This is a genomic window from Campylobacter sp. JMF_01 NE2 (genome assembly GCF_027737365.1).
Lineage (GTDB): Bacteria > Campylobacterota > Campylobacteria > Campylobacterales > Campylobacteraceae > Campylobacter_B.
Map to the genome: position 1 here is coordinate 194,853 of NZ_JAOVTR010000001.1, position 22,578 is coordinate 217,430.

Genomic DNA, 22,578 nt, shown 5'->3' on the forward strand with positions numbered 1-22,578 from the left:
TTTTTAACAAAAATGCTAAAAACTAAATCTTACCTAAATTTTGCTTTTAATCAACTAAATTTTTTTAAATTTTGATATGTTAAATTTGAGATGAAATTTTAAAATTTTGATATTTTTTCGATTTTTTCAACAACTTTTTTGATAATCCAATCAGGCGTGCTAGCCCCTGCGCTAATCCCGCATAAATTTTTGTTTTTAAACCAAATTTGCTCGATTTCGTCTTCGTTTTCGATCAAATAACTATCCTTGCAAAAGCTTTGCGAAATCAAAAAAAGCTGCTTTGTATTTGATGAATTTTTGCCACCCACAATTATCATAATATCGGCTTTTTTGGCAAGTTCGGCGGCTGCTTCTTGATTTTCTAGCGTTGCGTTGCAGATGGTGTTAAAAATACGCACCTCGCGCGATTTTTGCATTAAATAATCCACGATTTTGACAAAATTTTCGATTTTTTTCGTAGTTTGCGAAACTACCGCAACCTTTGAATTTAGCTTAATCTCGTCCAATTCGCTTGGCTCTAAAACCACAAAAACTCTGCCCTTAGCATAGGATTTCACCCCTTTTACCTCTGGGTGGTTGCTATCGCCAAAAATCACGATATCATACCCCTCATCGCTCATTTTTTCGACGATTTGCTGTGGTTTGGTCACGAAGGGGCAGGTTGCGTCAATGAGCTCTTTATTTTGCGCTCTTAGACGCGTCAAATCCTCTTTTTGGATACCATGAGTGCGGATTATGAGCTTTTTTTCATCGCTTACTTCGCTAGCATCTTTTAGGGTTTTAACGCCAAAATTTTGCCTTAGGCGGTTGATCTCTTCTGCGTTATGAATTAATTCGCCAATAGTCGAGGCTTCGCCTGCGTTTTCTGCGATTTTAATCGCTCTTTTTACCCCGAAGCAAAAGCCGTAGCTTTTGGCCATTTCAATCCTCAACGCTAGCTCCGATTTGTTTTAAAATTTCGCTGAAATTTGGAAAAGATGTCGCGATACATTTGGCATCTTCTATCATCATACCGCATTTAAGCCCCAAAATAGCGAAGCTCATCGCAATTCTGTGATCGCCATGAGGCGTGATGATTGCTGGGCTCATTTCTCCACCGCCTATGATTTCAAAGCCATCTTCTAGCTCGCTAGCTTTCACGCCACACGCCTTTAATCCCTCGACCATGACAGCTATGCGGTCGCACTCTTTGACGCGAAGTTCTTTTGCGTTTTTTAGGGTGCTTTTGCCCTGCGCGCAGGCAAACGCCACGGCTAGGGCTGGGGCTTCATCTATCATCCACGGGATATTTTCGCTAACATCTACGGCGTGAAGCGGAGCGTAAGAAATTTCGATATCACCGATTTCTTCGTAAATTTCATCGGTTTTTTTGTAGCTGATTTTCGCGCCCATTTTCTTTAAAATTTCGTAAGCTTCTATGCGAGTTTTATTTAAAAGCATTTTTTTTAGCACGATATGCGAGCTCGGGATTATCGAGGCTGCCACAGCGTAATAAAACGCCGAGCTTGGGTCGTTTGGCACGAAAATTTCAAGCGGTTTAAGTGGCGCGCGTAGTGGCTCTACACGCAGTTCAAGGCCGTTTGTGCTGATGTCAGCTCCCATGGCTTTTAGCATTTTTTCGCTGTGATCGCGGCTTAGCTCAGGTTCGCTAAATTTGCAACCATTGCTATTAAGGGCGGCTAAAATCATAGCGGTTTTGACCTGAGCAGATGAAATTTTGCTATCAAATTCGAAATATTCAAGCCTGTTTCCCTCGATTGCAATCGGAGCTTTGTTCGCATTATCGCGACCATAAATTTTCGCCCCTACTTTGCTTAGGGGACCCCCTATTCTGCGCATTGGGCGTTCGTTTAGATATTTATCGCCACTTAGGACGAAAAATCCCTTAACCGAGCTTAAAAGCCCCATAAAAAGGCGAATCGTAGTGCCTGAGTTCCCACACTCTAATGGCATATTTGGCTCTTTTATCGCGCCTTTTGGCGTGATTTCGACCAAAGCACCCACTCGCTTGACCTCTGCGCCCAGAGCCTCTACGATTTTTAGCGTATTTAGCGTATCCTCGGCTAGCAAAAAATTTGAAATTTTGCTTGTCCTATCCGATAAAAGCGCGAAAATTGCGCTTCTATGAGAGATCGATTTGTCTGAGCCGATATTTGAAATTTCGGCATTTAATGGCGATTTTTGAGCGAAAATTCTCATCGTAATTCTAATCCTAAATTTTGATTTAATGCTTGTAAAATTTTATCCATAAAGCCCGCTACTTCGTCATCTTCAAGGGTTTTGTTATCGTCTTGGAAACTAAATTTAATTGTCAGACTTGCACTATCTTTTAGGCTTTCGTCTCTGTATAAATCAGTCGGCAAAAATTCCTTCAAAGCGTCGATTTTAAGGGAGCTTATAACCTCTTTAATCTTTTCAAATCTAAGGTCATTTGGCACCAAAATGCTTAAATCGCGCGAAATACTAGGGAATTTCGAATAAGCATTTGCCATAATTCTTTCAAATTTTAGCTTTTCAAAATCAATCTCGCACAAATATGTTTTTTCCAAATCGCGACTTTTTTCCACATCGCCATCTACGCGCCCTATAAAGCCCACAATTTCGCCATTTTGCTCGATTAGGGCTTGTTCGAATTCGCTTAAAAAGCCGATTTTTTGCTCTGGAATTTTCACGCTAAATTTACCAATCACGCTTTGAATTAATCCCGCAAAGTATAGAAAATCCACAGCCGCAGGTTTCGCGCCGTTTGCGATAGAGCTTTCGTTTTTTAGTCCGCTTGCGACAAATCCCAGTTTTTGCGATTGCACGCCCTCAGCGTCAAAAACCGTGCCAAGCTCGAAAAGTTTGACGCTTTTTTTAGAATTTTTCAAATTTCGCTCAGCAGAGGCCAAAAGATGATTTATTAGAGTTGGGCGAAGCGCGTCTAACTCGCTATTGATCGGGTTTAAAATCTCTTTTTTGCACGGCGTAAATCCAAGAGAGGCTAAAATTTTGCTATCGTCAAAGACATAATGCACGCACTCGAAAAATCCCAGCGCAGCCGCTTTTTTGCGCACTTTGCGTGAATTTTGCAAATTTATATAAGTTTCATTTATGCGTGTTTTTTCCTCGAATTTCATCGGTGCTGAGGCGATATTATCAATGCCTACGATTCGCACGATTTCCTCGCAAATATCATGCGCATTTAACACATCGTGCCTAAAATGCGGAACTTTGGCGTTGATAAAATCAGCCTCTATGCTGATATCAAATCCTAGTTTTTTTAGAATTTTTACGATTTGATCGCGCGAAATATCTGCGCCAATCATTTTATTAATCTCTTTGTCGCTAAATCTAATCGTTACAGGCTCATACGCGCTCGAAATTCTTTGCGCGCCAGCATACGGCAAAATCGAAGGATTTTCGCCCAAAATGCGAAATAAAAGATCCGTGCCCACGCCTAGGCTTGGCTCGCTACCGCGAGATGAGCGATAAACCTGCTCGTCGCCTTTTAGGCTTTTGTTTTCGTTTATGGCTTTTGCGATGACAAGGGGTTTGGTGTAGTTTGCCTCGATGATTACGATTTTTGCCTCATCGCAGGCTTTGAAATTTTCATCTTGGCAAATTCCAGCGATACTTAGCAGTTTTTCACCGCAATACACGCCAAATTCGCCGTTTTGTAGCTGTTTAATATCAAGTGAAATTTTTTCGCTCCCACCAGCGATTTTTTCGAAATCATACGCCCTTAGCAAAACTCCCGTCGCGTGCGTAACATAAGCTAAGTAGTTTTGCACAGCGCACGAGCCTAGCAAATCGGCAATCGCAAGACGCAAAATGTGTTTGAAGGAAAGGCCGAAATTTTTCTTTGCTTCAAAGGCGCGAAACGAAAATCTCGCGTTGCTTTCGGCGTTTGTATGGACATTTAGAATTCTGCCGATTCCCGGGGCATTTTCAGGGTCTTTGAACTCGACTTTTTCTTTCAACGCTAAATTTAACCCAGCGCTAAGATCTCGCGCGATACCTAAAATACTAAGGCAATCGCCCCTATTTGCAGTAAGCTCGATCTCGATTATATCGTCGTTAAAAATTTCATACTCATTTAGCGCCTTGCCAGGGATTAGCTCGCCGATACTTTCGTCTAAAATCATAATCCCGTCAAAGGTCTTAGGAAGCCCAAGCTCGGTCGATGAGCAAATCATACCAAAGCTCTCTTCGCCACGAAGTTTGGCTGGTTTGATCTCCAATCCGCCAGGAAGCTTCGCTCCCACGAGTGCTACTGCTACAAACTGCCCAGCATCGACATTTTTGGCTCCGCACACGATTTGGAGCGTTTTTTCGCCGACATCGACTTCGCAGACATTTAAATGGTCTGAATTTTCGTGGCGTCTTTTGCTTTTGACTAGCCCCACGACGACCAAATTTGGGATATTCATGCGAGTGTGCGCATCGACCTCTAAGCCAATCGAATTTAGCGTAAGGGCTAAATTTTCTGATGAGACTTCGCTTAAATCAATCCAATCTTGTAACCAATTTTTCGTTATTATCATTTAAATTGCTCCAATAATCTAATATCGCCTTCAAAAAGTGAGCGCAAATCAGGAATTCTATGAAGTAGCATAGCAAATCTCTCGACCCCAAGCCCAAAGGCATATCCGCTCACATCGCTCCATTTTACCGCTTTAAACACATTTGGATCTACCACGCCACTTCCTAGCACTTCTAGCCAGCCAGTTTGTTTGCACACGCGACAGCCCGATCCGCCACAGAAAATACAGCTAATATCAACCTCTGTGCTAGGCTCGGTAAATGGGAAAAAGCTAGGGCGAAATCGCACCTTTACATCGCCAAACATATAATGCAAAAAATCCTCTAAAATGTATTTTAAATTTGCAAAGCTCACATTTGCGCCCTTTTCGACGACCAGACCCTCTACTTGGTGAAACATCGGAGTATGTGTCAAATCCATATCGCGTCTAAATACCGCACCCGGGGCTATCATACGCACTGGCGGAGTTTTGAATTTCTCCATTGTGCGGATTTGCACGCCGCTAGTGTGTGTGCGCAAAAGCTCGCCTGAATTTAGATAAAATGTATCTTGCATATCGCGCGCTGGGTGGTATTTCGGTAAATTTAGCGCTTCGAAATTGTGGAAATCATCTTCGATTAGCGGACCAGATTCTACGCTGAAATTTTGCGATACAAAATAATCAATTATCTTATCCATAGTCTCCATTACAGGGTGAAGTGCCCCGCTAGCGACATTTTCGTTAAACAGCGTAACATCGATCGCCTCTTTTTTCATCGCCTCTTTTTGCGCGATTGCCTCCAAGGCTGATTTTTTCGCGCTAATTAGCTCGGAAAAAATATCTCGCTTTTGGTTTGCCTCTTTTGCAAATTCCTTTTTTTGCTCGGCAGGGACGGACTTTAACTGAGCGAAAAGCTCGGTGATAACGCCCTTTTTGCCAAATAATTCAAGGCGGATTTTTTCGATTTCATCTAAGCTAGTGGCTGCTTCGATTTTGGCTTTGATTTCTTGCAAAATTTATCCTTTTTGTAAAAAAATGAATTTTGCGATTGTAGTTAAAAATTGATAAAAACAAGGTAAAAATTCATAAATTTGAAATTTTTAGCTATAATTCGCCCTGATTTTTTAACCCAAAAAGGATTTATTATGAATATTTTCGAAAGAATTGTTTCAGGCGAAATTCCATGCAACAAAGTCCTAGAAAACGACGATTTTCTGGCATTTCACGACATTAGTCCAAAAGCTCCAATACACATTTTGGCAATTCCAAAAAAATGTTATGAAAACTTCCAAGTAACCCCGCCAGAGGTCATGGTCGGTCTTAGCAGTTTTATCAAGGAAGTCGCTGTGAAAATGGGGCTAGATAAGACAGGTTACCGCCTAGTGTGCAACTGCGGCGAAAACAGCGGCCAAGAGGTCATGCACCTGCACTTTCATATCCTTGGTGGAACAAAACTTCCATGGGATAACACAAACGGCGCGAATACGCACGATAAATTCTAAATCTACAAATTTCACAAGTCGCCAAATTTGGCGACTTTTCTGCTTTTTTAAATTTTAAAATTTCCATTTTCTCCACAATTAAGTAAATTTTAATAGGGGCGGGGTTACAATCACTTCCTTTAAATTTACCCAAATAGGAGTATATATGAAAAAATCTATTTTTGGTTGCGCTATTATCGCGCTTTTAGTAAGTGGATGTGGTTATGTCAAAAAACCATTTGTAAAAGAGGCTTCACTTTTGGATAGAGCCGAGCTTGCCACAGGTATAGAAAAATCAAATTTAACAATCGTTAAAGACTCAGTAGTCAGCGAAATCGACTCTGTGCATTTTAAGGTCAATGATAACAAAGGCAATCTATACAGATGCTATTTCACCAGCGTCGTAGCACTAGATTCTGATACGCTATGCACCAAAATCGGCGGCGCAAATGGCGCGTCAAACCAAAAATGCAACGCATTGCTAAAAAAAGCAGGAAAATGCTAGACTAAATTTGACTGAAATTTCAAGGTTTAGATTTCGGATTTAAATTTTGAGATTAAATTTAAAAAAGTCGCCGAATTTGGCGACTTTTATTGAGGTTTGCAAAGATTATTTTGCAAGCATTGCATCAAGCATCCAAAGGCGTTTTTCGTATCCGCCAAGTTTGTCTTGTGCGAAATTTGATGTTACGATATCGCCTGCTTCGTCTGCGATTTCGGCTAGTTTTTTGAACTCTTTTAGCAAATATTCATAGGCTTTTTTCACATTTTTTAGCACTTCTTCTGCGCTATAATCGTCTTTTAGATCGATTGGAGCAGAGGCTAGTTTGATTAGCTCTTCGGCTTTGATTACTGGTTTGCCACCGATTTGCAAGGCTCTTTCAGCTGCGTCATCGAAAAGCACGCCAAACTCATCGTAAGCTTCCTCTGTGTAAGAGTGGATTGGCGCAAATTGTAGGCCTTTGATATTCCAGTGATATGCGTGAAATGCGACAAATAGCGCGTGTGCATCTGCTTGGATTTGGTTTAGTTGTTTTGTTACTTTTGACATTTTCATGTCTCCTTTCATAATTTAAATTCGGCGGTATTATAAACGATAAATTTAAATAAAAAGTATCTAATTAATAAATTTTATTATTTAGAACTCTCAAATTTACAAAATTTACATATAATTAAGGCTTTATATCAAAATTTAAAGAGCAGAAATGGTAAAAGTTTTTTTGATCGAAGATGACGCTGAGTTTGCTGGATTGATAGCCGAATTTTTGGGCTTGCGAGGCATTAGCGTGGAGGCGTGCGAGGATCCGTTTTTGGCGATTAGCACGGATTTGGCGCAGTTTGATTTGGTTTTACTAGACCTGGGGCTTCCTGGCATGGACGGGCTGGAAGTTTGCAAAGAAATCCGCAAAAAAAGCAAAATCCCGGTTATCGTTTCGAGCGCGCGCGCCTCGACCGTCGATAAAGTAAGCGCCCTGCAAATCGGGGCTGATGACTACCTGCCCAAACCATACGACCCAGACGAGCTATACGCGCGCATAATCTCGCTTTTGCGCAGGGCAAATGATTTTAAAGAAGAGGGCGAAAATTTAGCGTTTAGCGTGGATAAAAATCTAGGCGATGTGCTGTTTAACGGCGTAAATTTAGGGCTTACGCTGGCTGAGTTTGAAGTGCTTGGCGAGCTAGTTCGCAACTTCCCAGCCGCTGTCAGCAAGGAGCAAATTTTGCGCGCCTCACCCTCGATTGTATCGGCAAATGAGAAAAATTTGGAGATGATAATCAGCAAAATTCGAGCCAAAATCAAACCTCACAGCGAGGCAAATCACATAATCTCGCTTCGTGGTAGAGGGTATCGCCTTGCCAAATAGCGAGCAAAATTTGGCGCAGATGAATTCTCAAAATTCGGCGCAAACGGATACGCAAAAAGGCGCAAAAATTTCAGCGCAGTATTCAGCACAACCTAGTCTGCAAAACAGCGCGCAAAAGTCCATTTTCAGGCGCATTTTGATACTTTTTTTGGTAGCGTTTTTGGGGATAGTTTTTTTATGGTTTGGCGTGCATAGCTGGAAGGATTATCGCTACAAAGAGACTTTGCGCCTAAATTTACGGCTAAATTTGCAAAGTTTCCAAGAAGAGCTTTTAAACGCTAGCTTGCCAAGCGATGAAATTTTGGCGCAAAACGGCTTTGTTTTAGCCGAAAATTTCGGCACCAAAAACGCCAAAATCATCGAGAGCTTCGGCGATAAAAACAGCGGCTATCAGATCGTAAAATCAGGGCGCGAGGAGCTGTTTTTCATATACACGCCGATTAATTATATGGTTTTGCGCGCCTTGGATAATGACCGAGATTTCGCGGTTTTCGACATTTTTTTCTGCGTTTTGCTAGGTATTTTGGCACTACTTTTTTTCTTTTTAAACAAGGCTTTGGCGCCACTAAATTTGCTTTATTCAAATTTGCTAAATTTAAAAAACGGCGAGTTTAAAATTTTGGAAATCAAAAGCGATTATAAAGAAATTTCTCGTATCCAAAACGCCTATAATAGCGCGATTTTGCGCATAAAACAGCTTCTTGGCACCAGAGAAATGTTTAACAAAATCTTTATGCACGAGATGAAAACGCCCCTTGCCAAGGGCGCTTTCTACCTAAAAAACGCTCCCAGCCCGCAAAATCAGGGCAATTTGGCTAGGCTTTTTGCGCAGATAAACGAGCAGTTAGAAAATTTCAGGCTTCTTGAAAGTCTGGTTAGCTCCGAGGCGGTAGAGTGCGAGCAAATGGGCTTTGGCGAGGTTTTTGAGCGCACACGCGAAAAGCTAAATTTGCACGAAAATGATAAAATTTGCGTTGATTTAGCGCGCGATTTTAAAATTTACGGAAGCGCCGAGCTGTGGGAGATATGTCTTAAAAATTTAATCGAAAATGCGCTGAATTACTCGCCAAATCACGAGATTAAAATTTACGCCACGCATGGCGCGATAGTTTTCGAAAACAGCGGCGAGCCCCTTGCCAAGGACATTTCTAGCGCGAACGGCGAGCTGGAACTAAACTGGAAATTGGATAAAAGCGTGCGCCATAAAAGTTCGAGCGGGTATGGATTTGGGCTATTTATCATACAAAAAACAGCGATTTTAAACGGCTACGAAATCGCCTATTCGCACGAAAATGGCGTGAATTTTATAAAATTTATAAAAAAACAATCTGATTAAATTTGCCTTATTTATCGTTGCGAGTGGGCGAAATAATCGCTAATGTAAAAGTAACAAAATCGCAAATTTAAATCATTTCGTATCGATGATAAATAATATGACCTAAATTTAAATTTGCAAAGGAATTTTATAAAAAGGACTGAATTTGAAAAATTGGAATAAAAAGAAATTTGATAAAAATTTAAATACTAATTCAAATAGAAACCAAAGAGATTATGATAAAGAGCCGTTGATTTTGCGTGATTATTCTGGTTTTCCGATTGGATTTCATCATTTAGGAATTTTGATATTTTGGATTAGTGCTTCTTTGTTTTGTATTAGCTTTTTAGATGATTTTGAAAGTGGAATTTTAGATATAAATCAAATAAGTCAAACGCTAATTAATTTTACTTGTTTAGCGATAGGATTTGTAATAATTGATTATTTTAATATCATTAAATCAAAGAAAAAATATATTACTTACTACGCTTCAAAAGTTGCGTATTGCGATGAAAAATTTAAAGAAATTAGCACCGAAGATTTACGCCACAACGGAATAGTTGTAAGGGCTGTTTGGTTTTTAAACACGATATTTACAACAACTTTTGGCAAGATGATTTTGGCTATATTTTTGATAGCGAATTTTATAAAAGGAACTTTTGAAACGGCTTTTATTGGCATATTACTTTTAATATTCATATTGTTAGTAGCTGAATTTTTAGAAATTTTAGTTTTTATGGGAATTTATAAAAAATCAAATAAAAGCCTTAAAAATTTTTGGCAAATATTCCTAAAATTTCAGTTAAATATCGAATATGCACAAGAGATACATTGGTATGATTCTAGGGAATTTGATAATGCAGGGCTTTATTCTATACATTTATTTTGCTTCAACGAAAATGATTATAAACAAGTGAGAGACTACATTATGGCTATATTTCATATAGATATAAACAAAAATTTAAGCGAACAACAATTTCAAAAATTTTTCCAATAAGGAGACAAAAAAATGAGTAATTCTAGCAGAATTAACAAGGCTACTAGTGAGCTAAACAAGGCAGAGGAGAGATTATTAAACTCTCTTGGATTGAGTGATGAGATAATTAAATCGTTTAAAAATAACCGGTGGTGTTTAGATATTAGCGGTTTGGTATCAAATTTAGCGTAAATTTTTGTCAAAGTTAGCTTTGGTTAGCAAAGCGTGGGTTTTGGGGTTAGTTTGTGCGCGTATAATCACGCCAACTTTAAAGCAAAGGAGAAAAAATGAAAAAGTTAGTTCTATCATTAGCGTGCGCTGTTTTGGCAACTGGGGCTTTCGCACAAGATCCGCAAGGTGCTCAAACTCCGCTTCCATGCGCAAACGCCCAGCATAAATGCGCTCCAAATTTAATGCCAAAAATGGGCGGATTTAAGGGTGGTTTCCACGATAGCGCAATGCCATGCGCTGGCGATATGAAAAACTGCGAGGCAAAGGGGGCGAAATTTGGCCAAGGTATGAAAAAATTCCACAAAATGGGGCACAACGACCGCTACACAGGTGCGATTATGCGCGAGCTTCCACGCCTTGATCTAAGCGATGAGCAATGGGCGAAGGTGCGCAGAATAATGTTTGAAGCAAACGAAGCGCGAATCGCCAAAAAATCAGAGCCACGCGAGAATTTGCTAGAAGATATCGCTAATTTTGACAAAGCCAAATTTATCGAAAATAATAGCAAAAAATTTACCGAGCAAATCACCGCCGAGGCTGGTGTCATAGAGGCTTTGCTTGGCGTGCTAAGCAGCGAGCAAAAGTCAAATTTGGCTAAAAATTTAAAAGAGCGCAAGGAAAAAAGAGAAGCGCAAAAAGAGCTTAAAAAAGATAAAAAATAAGCCTTCCTAAAATAATTTCATACTCCCCTAACCCTGCGAATTTCGCGGGGTTTTTTAAATTTATCACTAAATTTAGCACCAAATTTTCAAAACTGCGCAAATTTCAAAATTTAACTCGCACAAAAATATTTCGCTTCGTATTTTAAGTAACAAAAGGGTAAAATTACAAAATTTAGAATTTTTAAGGAGAAGAAATGGGAAAATTTGTGAATAATGTCGATGAATTTTTCAAATTTTGCGAAGAAAACGAAGTTAAATTTGTCGATTTCCGCTTTACGGATATGAAGGGATTTTGGCACTCTATCAGCTACAATATCAAAATCGTCGAACCAGATCAGTTCAAAAATGGTATCCCAATGGACGCTAGCTCGATGGACGGCTGGCAACCAATCGATAAAAGCGATATGCTAATGATGCCAGATGTCGAAACTGCATTTTTAGATCCATTTACCGCAGACCCTACGGCTGTGGTTTTTAGCGATATTTTCGATATTTACAAGGGCGAACTTTACGAAAAATGCCCTCGCTCAATCGCAAAAAAGGCTATGAAATACCTAAAAGATAGCGGGCTTGGCGATGAGGCGTATTTCGGGGCTGAAAATGAATTTTTTATCTTTGATAATGTCAAAATCGTCGATAGCACAAACTGCGCTATGTATGAGATAGACACCGAAGAGGGCGAGTGGAACGACGATACGAACTTCTCATCAGGATACAATAGCGGCCACCGCCCACGCAAAAAAGGCGGATATTTGATGACTCAGCCAATCGATACAGCCACTGATTTAAGGGCTGAGATGATGCAGGTTTTGGAGCAAGTGGGCTTAGATGTCATGCTAGGACACCACGAAGTAGCCCAAGGCCAAAACGAAATCGGCGTGAAATTTGGCAATCTAGTCGAAATGGCTGACAATGTCCAAAAACTAAAATATGTCATCAAAATGGTAGCTCAACTAAACGGCAAAACCGCGACTTTCATGCCAAAACCGCTTTATGGCGACAACGGAAATGGCATGCATGTGCATCAATCAGTCTGGAAAGACGGCAAAAACCTATTTTATGGCGAGGGAAATTACGCGAATTTAAGCGATTTCGCTAGATGGTATATCGGTGGCGTGCTAGCTCACGCAAGAAGCGTCGCAGCCTTTACAAACGCCAGCACAAACAGCTACAAACGCCTAATTCCGGGCTTTGAGGCTCCGTCGATTTTGACATATTCTAGCCAAAACCGCTCAGCCTCTGTGCGAATTCCTTATGGCGCAGGCGAAAAGAGCGTGCGGGCTGAATTTCGCTTCCCAGATAGCACTTCAAATCCATATTTAGCCTTCGCTGCAATGCTAATGGCAGGACTTGATGGCGTGAAAAACAAAATCGAGCCAGCAGGGCCAATGGACGAAAATTTATTTAAACTAACCCTTGATGAGATTCGCGAGCGCGGTATCGAGCAGTTCCCGCACACGCTTCGTGGCTCGCTAGAAGCGCTGATCCGCGATAGAGCGTATCTCAAAGATATTATGAGCGACGATTTTATCCAAGCCTATCAACACATGAAATTTAAAACCCAAGTTTGGCCATACGAAGCACGCCCTACTCCGTATGAGTTTAAGATGAATTTTTCGTGCTAGGGGCGCGTGGGCGAAAGTGATTTCGCCCAAATTTCAAAATTTTGAAACTCAAACTCTTTTATAACAAAAAAGAATTTTGCCTATTTTCGCTTTTTATCATTTTGATTTTTGCGCTAAATTTGGCGTTTAAATACCACAAATTTTGCGAATTTAAGGCAAATTCTCGCATATTTTTACAAAGCCAAATTTTAAATTCTTACGACAAAACAAACGCCAAAGGCCGCACATACACCGTGCTAAAACTAAAATCAGGGAATTTTACGATTTATACCACGACCAAAACCGGGCGCGAATTCCCACGATTCGCGCGCGTGAGTGTGGGTATCATCACGCAAAATTTGAGTTTTTTGGATTTTGTGAAGGCTAGATTTTATGCGCCAAATTTTAAAATTTCAGCCCCATTTTACGAAAACTCGCCCAAAACCAAAGCCATAAATTTTATTCGTTCTCAGCACGCAAACCCCCTCATAGCCGATCTTTACAGCGCGCTGTATTTCGCCACGCCTATGCCTTATGATTTACGCCAAAACATCACGCACTGGGGGATCGCGCATATTGTCTCAATTAGCGGATTTCATTTAGGCATTATTTTTTCGTCGTTTTTCCTAATCTTTGCGCCGATTTATCGCATTTTGCAGAGGCGATTTTTCCCATGGCGAAATCTCAAATTTGACCTCAGCGTTACGGCGATTTTGCTGATGATTGGCTATCTTTTTGTGCTGGATTTCACGCCTAGTTTTTTGCGTTCGCTGGCGATGTGCGTAGTGGGATTTTTCCTTTTGTGGCGCAATTTCGAGCTTTTAAATTTCGCCAATCTCTTCCTTAGCATTGCCCTTTTACTAGCCGTTTTTCCGCATTTAGCTTTTAGCGTGGGGTTTTATTTTTCCTCCCTTGGCGTGCTTTATATTTTTTTGTATTCGCACCATTTTTGGGGCAAATTTGGCACTCTCGCAAATTTAGCGCTTTTTAATCTTTATGTCTGGTTTGCGATGAATATCGCGGTGTATTTTTTCTTTCCGCTGGCTTCATTTCAGCAACTTAGCGTGATTATCATCGGATATATTTTTGTGATTTTTTACCCTCTTAGCGTGGTTTTGCACCTGTGCGGATTGGGCGGGGTTTTTGATGAGGCTTTGATTAGTTTTTTAAATTTCACGCTTCCAAGCTTTAAAGCGCAAATTCCACTTCCACTTTTTGTGCTTACAAATTTATGCGCTCTTGGCGCTATTCGCTCTAAAACATGTGCCTTGATATGCCCTATTTTAGGAATTTTGCCGATATTTTTCATAACTTAAATTTTAAAATTTATTTTGAAATTTAAGCAAAATATACACCCCATCGCTGTATAATAAAAAGTTAAATTTTCATTTCATTTTAAGGGGTAAATTATGTTAAAGATTCCTTACGGCAACACCTTTATCGACTTTGACGAGGGGGACGCAAATGTTTTGCGCTCTAAAATCGACGAGCTTAAAGCCGAGGGTAGCGGCCTAGAAATCGTAAAAAAAGCTATGGCGAACCCGATTGATAGCCCGCGATTGTGCGAGCTTGCCAAAGGCAAGAAAAACTGCGTCATCATCATCTCAGACCACACCCGCCCAGTGCCAAGCAAGGATATTTTGCCAAATATGTTTGCCGAGCTAAAAGAGGGAAATCCTGATATCGAAATCACGCTTTTAGTCTCTACTGGATTTCACCGCCCTACCACAGAGGCCGAGCTTCGCGCCAAACTAGGCGATGAAATTTATGAAAGCTCAAAAATCGTGGTGCATGATTGCTTCGATCCTGATTCAAACACACAAATCGGCATTTTGCCATCGGGTGCGCCTTGCGTCATCGATAAAGTCGCCGTAGAAACCGAGCTTTTGGTATCAGAGGGCTTCATCGAACCGCACTTTTTCGCTGGATTTAGTGGCGGCAGAAAGAGCGTTTTGCCTGGTGTTTGCGACAAAGTAACCGTGCTAGGAAATCACTGCTCAAAATTCATAGATAGCGAATTTGCCCGCACTGGTGTGCTAGATGGCAATCCATTGCACACAGATATGCTAGCAGCGGCGAAATTTGCCAAACTCGCCTACATCGTAAATGTCGTAATCGACGAGGATAAAAAAACAGTCGCAGCATTTGCGGGAAATTATGTTACAGCGCACAGAGCGGGTTGCGACTTTTTGCTAAGTTACGCAAAAGTCGAGCCAAAAATGGCAGACATCGTCATCACATCAAACGGCGGCGCGCCACTTGATCAAAATCTCTACCAATGCGTCAAATCAATGACCGCAGCTGAGGCTACCTGCAACCCTGGTGGCGTCATCATCGAGTGCTCATACTGCGCCGATGGACACGGTGGCGAGGGATTTTATCGCTCGCTTAAAGATTGCGAAAGCGCGCAGGCTTTTTACGATCAATGTATGGCAACCCCACAAGAAAAAACAATCCCAGATCAATGGGAGAGCCAAATTCTCGCGCGTGTTTTGATCAAACACACAGTCATCATGGTAACACGCCCTGAGATTAAAACCATGGTCGAAGATATGAAAATGAAATATGCCGCTAGCCTTGAAGAAGCCCTAGAAATGGCGCATGCGCTAGGCAAAAAGAGTCTAACTGTGATTCCAAACGGAATTTCCGTAATCGTAAAAAAATAATTTCTGCTCGGGGGCTTCGCGCCCCCTGATTTTTGCTTTTTTAAAATTTAATCTCTAAAATTTATCAAATTTGTCAAATTTGTCAAAATTTGTCATTGCGAGGCGACTTGTCGCCGAAGCAAAATGAGCGTAGCGACCCAAGCGAAGTGAAGGGGCATTTCACAGAAACATTTTTGCTTCGCAAAAAGCGCTTCGCTTGTTTTGGACGAGCCGTAGGCGAAGTCAATCTACGACTTTAAAATTCCTTGCGCCGAATTTGCTGTCATTGCGAGCTTTTGCAAAAACAAGAAATTCCCACACCCTTAATTTGTCATTGCGAGAATTTTTGCGAAGCAAAAATTCGTGGCAATCTACGAGCTAAAATCACCAAAACGCAAATTCCGTGTCATTGCGAGAAAACGAAGTTTTCGAAGCAATCCAGGGAAATTTAAATTTAAAATTCAACCTAAATTTAGCATTGAACGATTTTTTAAATTTTAAGCAAAATTTTAAAATTCTCTGTAAGGGGGAGGGCGCGCTTTTTAGGAGACGCTACCCTCCCCCTTACCAACCCCCACCCCTGTAAAACCTTAGAAGTGGCTAAATTTTAAAAAGCGTTGCTTTTTAAAATTTAGCTGGTTTTATTTTTCGTTACGGCTTCGCCGTGCTAGATTGCTTCGCTCGTTGCACTCGCTCGCAATGACAAATCAAACAAAATTTACGCTCAATAGCGCATTATACGCACGCCCGAATTCTCGGCGCAGTATTCCCCAGCCCTGCCACAAAACAACCAAAATTTCAAAATTTAGCGAAATTTTAAGCGTTATATTAGTTTTATTCGATATAATGCGATTTCTTATTACTTGGACAGGTGGGTGAGCTGGCCGAAACCACACCCCTGCTAAGGGTGCAGCTTCTAACCGGGGCTCGAGGGTTCGAATCCCTCCCTGTCCGCCACCAATCAAAATCCCAAAATCTACCCTTTCATTACCAATTTTCTGTATAATAGGCAAATTTTATGAAAGGTGAAATCATGAAAAATATCAAACAAATCTCACACCCCCTAATCGAGCACAAACTCTCAATCCTGCGAGATAAAAAGACAGATCCGTTTCAGTTTCGTATGCTAATCGACGAGATTAGCTATCTAATGCTTTTTGAAGCAAGCAATGATTTGCGCCTAAAAGACGCGCCGATTACGACGCCTGTGGCGAAAATGACAGCAAAAAGATTAGACGAAAAGATTATGATATGCCCTATTTTACGCGCTGCGCTTGGTATGCTAGATGCTGTCTTTAAGCTAATTCCAGATGCGAGCGTCGGGTTTTTGGGCTTTCAGCGAAATGAAGAGAGTTTGCAGGCTGAGTTTTTCTACGCAAAACTCCCGACTGACTACAAAGAGCGCACCGCAATCATCATAGATCCGATGTTTGCCACCGGTGGCACGGCGATTGACGCGGTGAAATTCTTAAAAGAAAAAGGCGTGAAAAAGATCAAATTTATCTCTATCATCGCAGCACCTGAGGGACTGAAAAAATTCAGCGAAATCTACCCAGATGTGCCTGTATATACCGCCGCGATCGACGAGAAGCTAAACGAAAACGGCTACATCGTCCCAGGTCTAGGAGACGCTGGCGATAGGGTGTTTAATACGATGAAGTAATTAAATTTTTAGAAGAAATCGTAAATTTTAACTACCAAATCTCTTCAAGCTTTCCTTAAATTTTCAAGGAAAGCTTTATATTTATATTATTTTTGAATAATCGCCAAAATTTTATACTTATAACCAACTATCTTTCAAAATTGCATCTTTGTATTTCGAAAAATCTGTTACTCGGTGGCGTTCGTTCGTTACTTCGATATAACAACGACCGCCGAATAATTCTCTGACCTTTTGGACATTATTTACCAAAACTTCGTCGCTTTGGGATACAAAAATACTCATTGCAATCGTAATTGACGGGTTAAATTTATAATTGTAAGTCGCTCGTTCTGTGATGAAATCGTAGTTTTGCGGGTCAAAACACGGATTAAAAAGGACCAATTCGCTGTATTTTTTCTCAGCAAGTGCTCTGGCATAATAGCACCCAAGCGATGAAGCGATTATTTTAAAATCGTCTTTTTCTGGAAGTTGCGCTAATAAATTTTGATAGTTTGTTTTGAAATCCGCCCTGCTATCCCAGCCCAAAACTTCAACCTCAATCCCTAGTTTTTCGATATTTTGCGCGGTTTGTGCGCCTGTCGAATTATATCCGTGTATGTAAAAATATTTTGTGTTATCGTTTTCTGGCGCACACGCTATGCCTAATTTAATTTTTCGTTTTGCTTTTAGTTTTTTAATATTTTTTATCATTTTTTAATTCCTTGCGGATAAAATTTTCTTTTTTAAAATAACACAAATTTATTTACTTGATTTTTTGAAGATAAAAAGTTGAAATGATTTATTAGATTGTAACAAAATATCTTAAATTTAACCCTTTAATAATCTTTGAATAAGTTTTATAGCCATGTCTTTCGGAGAGCCTTTATAATCTTCTAGTAGCTCTCTTATACATATTCGCTCGATTTTATTTTGTATTTTCTTTGAAATTTCGCTTTTATCTTTTTTTAAATTTATCAATTCTTTTTCTAGCATTTTTGCAAAATCATCAGCCTTAATATCCACAGTTTCTCTATTTATATGATATTCAAAAGTATTTCCGACACTCATTTTTAATTTATTTTCTAAAATATCTCTGATTACGGGATTTTCAATTATAAGTTTAATGTTCCCATTACTACCATCTTTTAGCCTATCGGCGTTTAGGTTATCCAAATACTCCAAAAACACATTATCAAACTCTTTATCGTTCATAAATTTAAGCGATATATTTTTCTTCGTATTTTTTATTTTAGTTGAACTTATTTTCAAAAGTCGCTCATTTTCAGCATTTGAATTTTTATCAAAAAAGTGATTTTCGTCATATTTGTTTATCAGATAAATCAGATAATCATAAATATCATTTTTCGAGTAGGCATAAAGCCCACTCGATTTTATAGTATTCCAAAGTTCGTCTAGTAATTCGGTTGAATTTTTTATCGTTATATCATTATTCATTTTTTATCTCCTTTAATTTTTACGCCATGGTTTAGAGCTTATTGTGCTTCCTTTATTGTTATACACATATACCGTGCCATATTTGCCATCGCTATTTTTATCTAGAACAGAAACCGTTGTGCTAGTATAGCCAACGAGCTCTCCTAACCTAGAAAATAACATACTTCCTTTTAGATTATAGACATACACATAATTTCCGTCTTGCACAGCCGAACCGATAAGCTCTCTTTGATTTTTTTCCTCCATTTCTTTATTTTTCCGTTCCATTTCTCTTTGATTTTTTTCTTGCATTTCTTTATTTTTTCGCTCTATTTCTTTCATTTGTTTTTTATGCATTTTTTCCATTTTTCGTTCATCATATATGTCATCATCTTGCGAAGCACTGCTAAATGAAGAATTTATTCTGCCAAAAAAAGAAAATATCGGACGCAAAATTTTTTTATAAATGATATAAAAAATTGTAACATAAAATATGGCTTTAATTCCTTCCATTATGCTTGGTGGCTCTTTTTCTGCATTTGTTTGTGTATATTCTATTTTTTCTTGTGCTACCTGTGCAGATTGAGAATTTGCTTTGGTTTGTGGTTGTTGGGCAATTTGTTCTTGTATAGTTTGCTCTTGTTCGACAATTACTGTCTCTTCAATATTTTTTGTTGGTTCTTTTGTACAATCTTCTACCAAATTTCCTGCAATCAAATTTTCATAACACGAACAATTTCCACCAAGTTCGCAAGATTTTTTTAGATATTGAGTGGCAAATTTTGTATCTCCTTGCTTTGCAGCTATCTCGCCCAAAGCTCCGCACGCACTAGCAATGCCCCCTTTGCATAACAACATTAGTTCGTTCAGCTCATTTTTGATAGCTTCTGCCTCTTCAATATCTTGTTCTGGCTCTTTTTCACAATCTTCTACCGAATTTCCTGCCATAAAATTTTCATAACATAAACAATTTCCGCCGAGTTCGCAAGATTTCCTTAAATACGAAGTAGCAAATTTTTTATCCCCTTGACTTGCAGCTATCTCGCCGACAGCCCCACACGCACTAGCCTGCCCGTTTTCGCATAACAAAATCAACTCGTTTAATCCGTTTTGGATATTTTTGCCCAAAAAAATATCTGATTTTATGGCTGAAACATCTGCACTCAATAAAATAGAAAATACACAAAACAAAACTGACAAAAATCTCATTTTTATTCCTTATCCAAATATTTATTGCAATCAGGAATTGTGTTTTTAAATTGTTCATTTTGGTTTAAAATACAACTGATTTTACCGCCATATTTATCAGCTACGCTTGAAAAATCACAAATTTTAGTGCGGTATTCACGAGCTTTCGCCTCATTTCCAGCTTGTAAATACATACACGATGTATAAAGGCAGAAATTTTCACTTACATTTTGTTCGCAAAGCATAGCACAAGCATTTATTCCTTCGCTTCTGCAATCAGGTTCCGATACGCTCTCTTCTAATGCTTGATTTAATTCTGCACAGCCGTTAAATAACATTACAGCAACAACTAAGATAGAAAATTGAAATAATTTTTTCATAATTTCTCCTTTTTTTAAAAATTTCCCCTAATTCTACCCAATTTTCCATAAATTTATTCAATTCGAAGTCTATAAATATTCAATACGAATAAAAAAATATTTAAAATTCAAAGAAGTTATTCATTTTGAATATTTAGGACGAAAATGGAAATTTACGAAAAAATCGCCGAAATCGCAAAAGAAAAAAATATCAGCAAAAAAGAGCTTGTCAGGCGTATTCTATCGCTCGAACCACACCTAAACTCCACAGGCGAAATCCCAAGCGAACCCGCACTTTACAACTACCTCAACGGCAACCGAGAGCTAAAAGTCGAGCTAATCCCGTTCATCGCTCAGGCGTTAGGCATCTTCGAACAGGAACTTTTCATCTGCAACGAAAACGACAAGGCGAGATTTTACAACCATTTAGCCAAAACCTACGCCACGCTCGACCCCGAATTTAGTGAGCTTTTGCCTTATGCTTCGCCGATTTTGCTCAAACACATAAAGCTACTTTTACGCGAAAGCAAAGCCCAAACCCAAAATTTAATGCAATAACTCAAACCCCGCAAAACCCCTAAATTTAAAACCAAATTTCTATCCCAAACTAATCAAATTTTTTCAATCAACTCTAATCAAATTTCGCTACAATTCGCCCCGAAAAAAGCAGGTCTGCTTAACTTATCCAAAAGGCAATTTAATGCCAAAATCAACCATACTTTTTATCATTTCAGGTACCCTTCTTGGCCTTGGCGGAGCCGCGCTCGTGCATTATGGTAACCCCGCGAATATGGGCGTTTGCGCCGCGTGTTTCTTGCGCGATACAGCTGGTGCGCTCGGCTTTCACAGAGCGGCCGTGGTGCAATACATACGCCCAGAAATCATCGGCCTTATCATCGGCGGTTTTATCGCCTCGCTAATTAGCGGCGAGTATCGCACACTCTCGGCCTCATCGCCATTTACGAGATTTATCTTAGGGATTTTTGCGATGATTGGCTGTTTAGTGTTTTTGGGCTGTCCGTGGAGAGCGTTTTTGCGCCTAGGCGGTGGCGATATGAGCGCAATCGCTGGCGTGGTGGGGCTATTTGCTGGGGTGGCTTGTGGCAGGTTTTTTAAGGCTAGTGGATACGAAACGGAGCGCGAAAACGAGCTTTCAAAACCGCTTGGCGCAATGCCACTTATCATTGGAATTTTGCTTTTGTTAGCACTCATTAGCGGGGTGAAATTTGGCGAAAATGGCGCGATTTTTAGCTCTACAACGGGCCCTGGTTCGCAACATGCGCCGATTTTTATCTCCCTAATCGTAGCCATCATCATCGGCGCGGCTATGCAAAGAAGCAAATTTTGCTCCGTTGGCGCACTTTCACGCACTTTTAACGGCGATTTTTCTATGTTTTGGGGTATAGTAGCAGTGATCGCGAGTGCCTCAATCGCAAATTTGGCGTTTGGGCAGTATAAATTCGGCTTCGAAGCTCAACCAATCGCGCATAACGAATTTATCTGGAATTTCGCCGGCATGGCATTGGCGGGGCTGTGCTTTTCTCTGTGCGAAGGCTGTCCTGGCAAACACCTAGTCCAGGCTGGAAGCGGAAACCTAAACTCTGCGATTTTCATCGCTGGCATGGCGTGTGGCGGGGCTATCGCGCATAATTTCTCGCTAGCTAGCTCGGCTAAGGGAATTACAGAATTTGCGCCGTATGCGGTGGCGCTTGGCTTTGCGTTTTGTGCGTATTTTGGGATTTTTAGTAGGCAAAAAGCCTAAATTTGAAATTTGGCGCGACCTAACACTCGCGCCAAATTTTTAAGAAGTTAAAATTTTAATCAATGCGAATTTCGCGGTGATTACATAGTTAAAAATTGGCTGTATAAATCATCTAACAAAAAGTAGTGTTTAGGGACATTGCCGTTATAAAATGGCCCGATTGTCTCATCGTATTTTTTATCAAAATACCCTGCTTGCGAGAGCTCGAAAATCTTTTGATCGACCAATTGTAGCATATCTCTGTTGCCCTTTTGGGTCACGACGCAGTCGAAAAATGTCTCGCCGATTTTTGGGATTGATACTTCGAAATTTAGATCTAGCACCGGCACAGAGGCGACTGAGACGATATTGTGCATATACGCGTCAGCCTCGCCACGATTGACCTTGTCGTAGCAGTCTTTGTTGTTTTGGCATGGCACTGGGGTTATATTAGGGTTTTTGCGCACCCAGACATCTGAGTTGCTCTCACCGATGACGGCTATTCTTTTGCCCTCTAAATCCTCGATTGATTTGATACCGGCTGATCTTTTCGAAACGGTTGAGAGATTGATAGAAAAATACGGTACCGAAAAATCAGCCACTTGGGCGCGTTTTTCGTTTCTAGTGTAAGCTGCGATTAGCAAATCGACCTTGTTGTCTTTGACATAGTCTAAGCGCTCTTTTTGAGGCACGCCTACGAACTCTATCCTGCCCTCATCGCCTAAAATAGCCTTTGCGATCTCTTTTGCGAAGTCAATCTCAAAGCCAACAAATGAGCCATCGCTTTGCAACACGCTAAATGGTGCCATGTGCTCGCTCACACCGATTCTTAAAACCTTGCTAGATTTGATTTGATCTAGCGTGTTTGCGCTGGCTACGCCAGCACCCAAGCAAGCTACGCCCGCCAATGAACAAAGAAGTTTTTTCATG

Annotated in this window: 23 protein-coding genes and 1 tRNA gene; 14 read left to right on the forward strand and 10 right to left on the reverse strand. The window is 40.2% G+C overall.

Going from position 1 to position 22,578, the window contains the following annotated elements; all coding sequences use genetic code 11:
• Nucleotides 1-98: 98 nt before the first annotated feature.
• The 4 genes from OFO01_RS01060 to pheS are packed head-to-tail and all read right to left on the reverse strand — an operon-like array spanning nucleotide 99 to nucleotide 5,518.
• Nucleotides 99-932, reverse strand: a complete 834-nt coding sequence (locus tag OFO01_RS01060; RefSeq protein ID WP_270858330.1) for a 4-hydroxy-3-methylbut-2-enyl diphosphate reductase — start codon at nucleotides 930-932, stop codon at nucleotides 99-101.
• Nucleotides 922-2,199 (reverse strand): 3-phosphoshikimate 1-carboxyvinyltransferase, encoded by a 1,278-nt coding sequence (aroA, locus tag OFO01_RS01065; protein WP_270858331.1) that lies wholly within the window; start codon nucleotides 2,197-2,199, stop codon nucleotides 922-924. The genes OFO01_RS01060 and aroA overlap by 11 nt, the downstream gene beginning before the upstream one ends.
• Complete coding sequence (gene pheT / locus OFO01_RS01070) at nucleotides 2,196-4,526, reverse strand: phenylalanine--tRNA ligase subunit beta (protein ID WP_270858332.1); 2,331 nt, start codon at nucleotides 4,524-4,526, stop codon at nucleotides 2,196-2,198. The genes aroA and pheT overlap by 4 nt, the downstream gene beginning before the upstream one ends.
• Entirely contained in the window at nucleotides 4,523-5,518 is a 996-nt protein-coding gene (gene pheS, locus OFO01_RS01075; protein ID WP_270858333.1) for a phenylalanine--tRNA ligase subunit alpha, read from the reverse strand. The genes pheT and pheS overlap by 4 nt, the downstream gene beginning before the upstream one ends.
• 132 nt (nucleotides 5,519-5,650) lie before the next feature.
• Here pheS and OFO01_RS01080 point away from each other — a divergent pair, with 132 nt between their 5' ends.
• Both OFO01_RS01080 and OFO01_RS01085 read left to right on the forward strand, forming a co-directional pair.
• The gene (locus OFO01_RS01080) at nucleotides 5,651-6,007 is read left to right on the forward strand and encodes a histidine triad nucleotide-binding protein (RefSeq protein ID WP_270858334.1); all 357 of its coding nucleotides are present in this window, start codon (nucleotides 5,651-5,653) and stop codon (nucleotides 6,005-6,007) included.
• Between the two features lie 145 nt (nucleotides 6,008-6,152).
• Nucleotides 6,153-6,491, forward strand: coding sequence for a hypothetical protein (locus OFO01_RS01085; RefSeq protein ID WP_270858335.1), 339 nt, complete (start codon nucleotides 6,153-6,155; stop codon nucleotides 6,489-6,491).
• 105 nt (nucleotides 6,492-6,596) lie between these two features.
• Here the strand turns inward: OFO01_RS01085 and OFO01_RS01090 are convergent, their stop codons facing one another.
• Nucleotides 6,597-7,037, reverse strand: a complete 441-nt coding sequence (locus OFO01_RS01090) for a Dps family protein (RefSeq protein ID WP_270858336.1) — start codon at nucleotides 7,035-7,037, stop codon at nucleotides 6,597-6,599.
• 154 nt (nucleotides 7,038-7,191) lie between these two features.
• On the opposite strand from OFO01_RS01090, the gene OFO01_RS01095 reads away from it, so the two are divergent.
• The 10 genes from OFO01_RS01095 to upp all read left to right on the forward strand — a co-directional run bounded on the left by OFO01_RS01095 (nucleotide 7,192) and on the right by upp (nucleotide 16,947).
• Nucleotides 7,192-7,851: a response regulator transcription factor gene (locus tag OFO01_RS01095; RefSeq protein ID WP_270858337.1), complete on the forward strand. Its 660-nt coding sequence runs from the start codon at nucleotides 7,192-7,194 to the stop codon at nucleotides 7,849-7,851.
• Nucleotides 7,841-9,187, forward strand: coding sequence for a hypothetical protein (locus tag OFO01_RS01100; protein ID WP_270875514.1), 1,347 nt, complete (start codon nucleotides 7,841-7,843; stop codon nucleotides 9,185-9,187). Before OFO01_RS01095 ends, OFO01_RS01100 begins: the two co-directional genes overlap by 11 nt.
• A gap of 145 nt (nucleotides 9,188-9,332) precedes the next feature.
• Nucleotides 9,333-10,163 carry a hypothetical protein gene (locus OFO01_RS01105; protein WP_270858339.1) on the forward strand — a complete coding sequence of 277 codons (831 nt, stop codon included), beginning with the start codon at nucleotides 9,333-9,335 and terminating at the stop codon, nucleotides 10,161-10,163.
• Between the two features lie 12 nt (nucleotides 10,164-10,175).
• The gene (locus OFO01_RS01110; RefSeq protein WP_270858340.1) at nucleotides 10,176-10,334 is read left to right on the forward strand and encodes a hypothetical protein; all 159 of its coding nucleotides are present in this window, start codon (nucleotides 10,176-10,178) and stop codon (nucleotides 10,332-10,334) included.
• 95 nt (nucleotides 10,335-10,429) lie between these two features.
• Nucleotides 10,430-11,035 (forward strand): hypothetical protein, encoded by a 606-nt coding sequence (locus tag OFO01_RS01115; protein ID WP_270858341.1) that lies wholly within the window; start codon nucleotides 10,430-10,432, stop codon nucleotides 11,033-11,035.
• A gap of 194 nt (nucleotides 11,036-11,229) precedes the next feature.
• Nucleotides 11,230-12,660 carry a type I glutamate--ammonia ligase gene (glnA, locus tag OFO01_RS01120; RefSeq protein ID WP_270858342.1) on the forward strand — a complete coding sequence of 477 codons (1,431 nt, stop codon included), beginning with the start codon at nucleotides 11,230-11,232 and terminating at the stop codon, nucleotides 12,658-12,660.
• A gap of 41 nt (nucleotides 12,661-12,701) precedes the next feature.
• Entirely contained in the window at nucleotides 12,702-13,955 is a 1,254-nt protein-coding gene (locus OFO01_RS01125) for a ComEC/Rec2 family competence protein (RefSeq protein WP_270858343.1), read from the forward strand.
• A 93-nt stretch (nucleotides 13,956-14,048) separates the two neighbouring features.
• Nucleotides 14,049-15,305, forward strand: a complete 1,257-nt coding sequence (gene larA / locus OFO01_RS01130; protein ID WP_270858344.1) for a nickel-dependent lactate racemase — start codon at nucleotides 14,049-14,051, stop codon at nucleotides 15,303-15,305.
• 844 nt (nucleotides 15,306-16,149) lie between these two features.
• Nucleotides 16,150-16,241, forward strand: a tRNA-Ser gene (locus tag OFO01_RS01135).
• 76 nt (nucleotides 16,242-16,317) lie between these two features.
• Entirely contained in the window at nucleotides 16,318-16,947 is a 630-nt protein-coding gene (gene upp, locus OFO01_RS01140; RefSeq protein WP_270858742.1) for a uracil phosphoribosyltransferase, read from the forward strand.
• A gap of 117 nt (nucleotides 16,948-17,064) precedes the next feature.
• Here the strand turns inward: upp and OFO01_RS01145 are convergent, their stop codons facing one another.
• The 4 genes from OFO01_RS01145 to OFO01_RS01160 form a co-directional block, all read right to left on the reverse strand.
• Nucleotides 17,065-17,637, reverse strand: coding sequence for a YqiA/YcfP family alpha/beta fold hydrolase (locus OFO01_RS01145; protein WP_270858345.1), 573 nt, complete (start codon nucleotides 17,635-17,637; stop codon nucleotides 17,065-17,067).
• Between the two features lie 117 nt (nucleotides 17,638-17,754).
• Nucleotides 17,755-18,381 carry a hypothetical protein gene (locus OFO01_RS01150; protein ID WP_270858346.1) on the reverse strand — a complete coding sequence of 209 codons (627 nt, stop codon included), beginning with the start codon at nucleotides 18,379-18,381 and terminating at the stop codon, nucleotides 17,755-17,757.
• A gap of 12 nt (nucleotides 18,382-18,393) precedes the next feature.
• Entirely contained in the window at nucleotides 18,394-19,569 is a 1,176-nt protein-coding gene (locus tag OFO01_RS01155; protein ID WP_270858347.1) for a hypothetical protein, read from the reverse strand.
• Nucleotides 19,570-19,571: 2 nt separating this feature from the next.
• Nucleotides 19,572-19,928 (reverse strand): hypothetical protein, encoded by a 357-nt coding sequence (locus OFO01_RS01160; RefSeq protein WP_270858348.1) that lies wholly within the window; start codon nucleotides 19,926-19,928, stop codon nucleotides 19,572-19,574.
• 144 nt (nucleotides 19,929-20,072) lie between these two features.
• Here OFO01_RS01160 and OFO01_RS01165 point away from each other — a divergent pair, with 144 nt between their 5' ends.
• Nucleotides 20,073-20,465 (forward strand): helix-turn-helix domain-containing protein, encoded by a 393-nt coding sequence (locus OFO01_RS01165; RefSeq protein WP_270858349.1) that lies wholly within the window; start codon nucleotides 20,073-20,075, stop codon nucleotides 20,463-20,465.
• A 142-nt stretch (nucleotides 20,466-20,607) separates the two neighbouring features.
• Nucleotides 20,608-21,669, forward strand: coding sequence for a YedE family putative selenium transporter (yedE, locus tag OFO01_RS01170; RefSeq protein ID WP_270858350.1), 1,062 nt, complete (start codon nucleotides 20,608-20,610; stop codon nucleotides 21,667-21,669).
• An 80-nt stretch (nucleotides 21,670-21,749) separates the two neighbouring features.
• Here the strand turns inward: yedE and OFO01_RS01175 are convergent, their stop codons facing one another.
• Nucleotides 21,750-22,577, reverse strand: coding sequence for a transporter substrate-binding domain-containing protein (locus tag OFO01_RS01175; protein WP_270858351.1), 828 nt, complete (start codon nucleotides 22,575-22,577; stop codon nucleotides 21,750-21,752).
• Nucleotide 22,578: the final 1 nt, after the last annotated feature.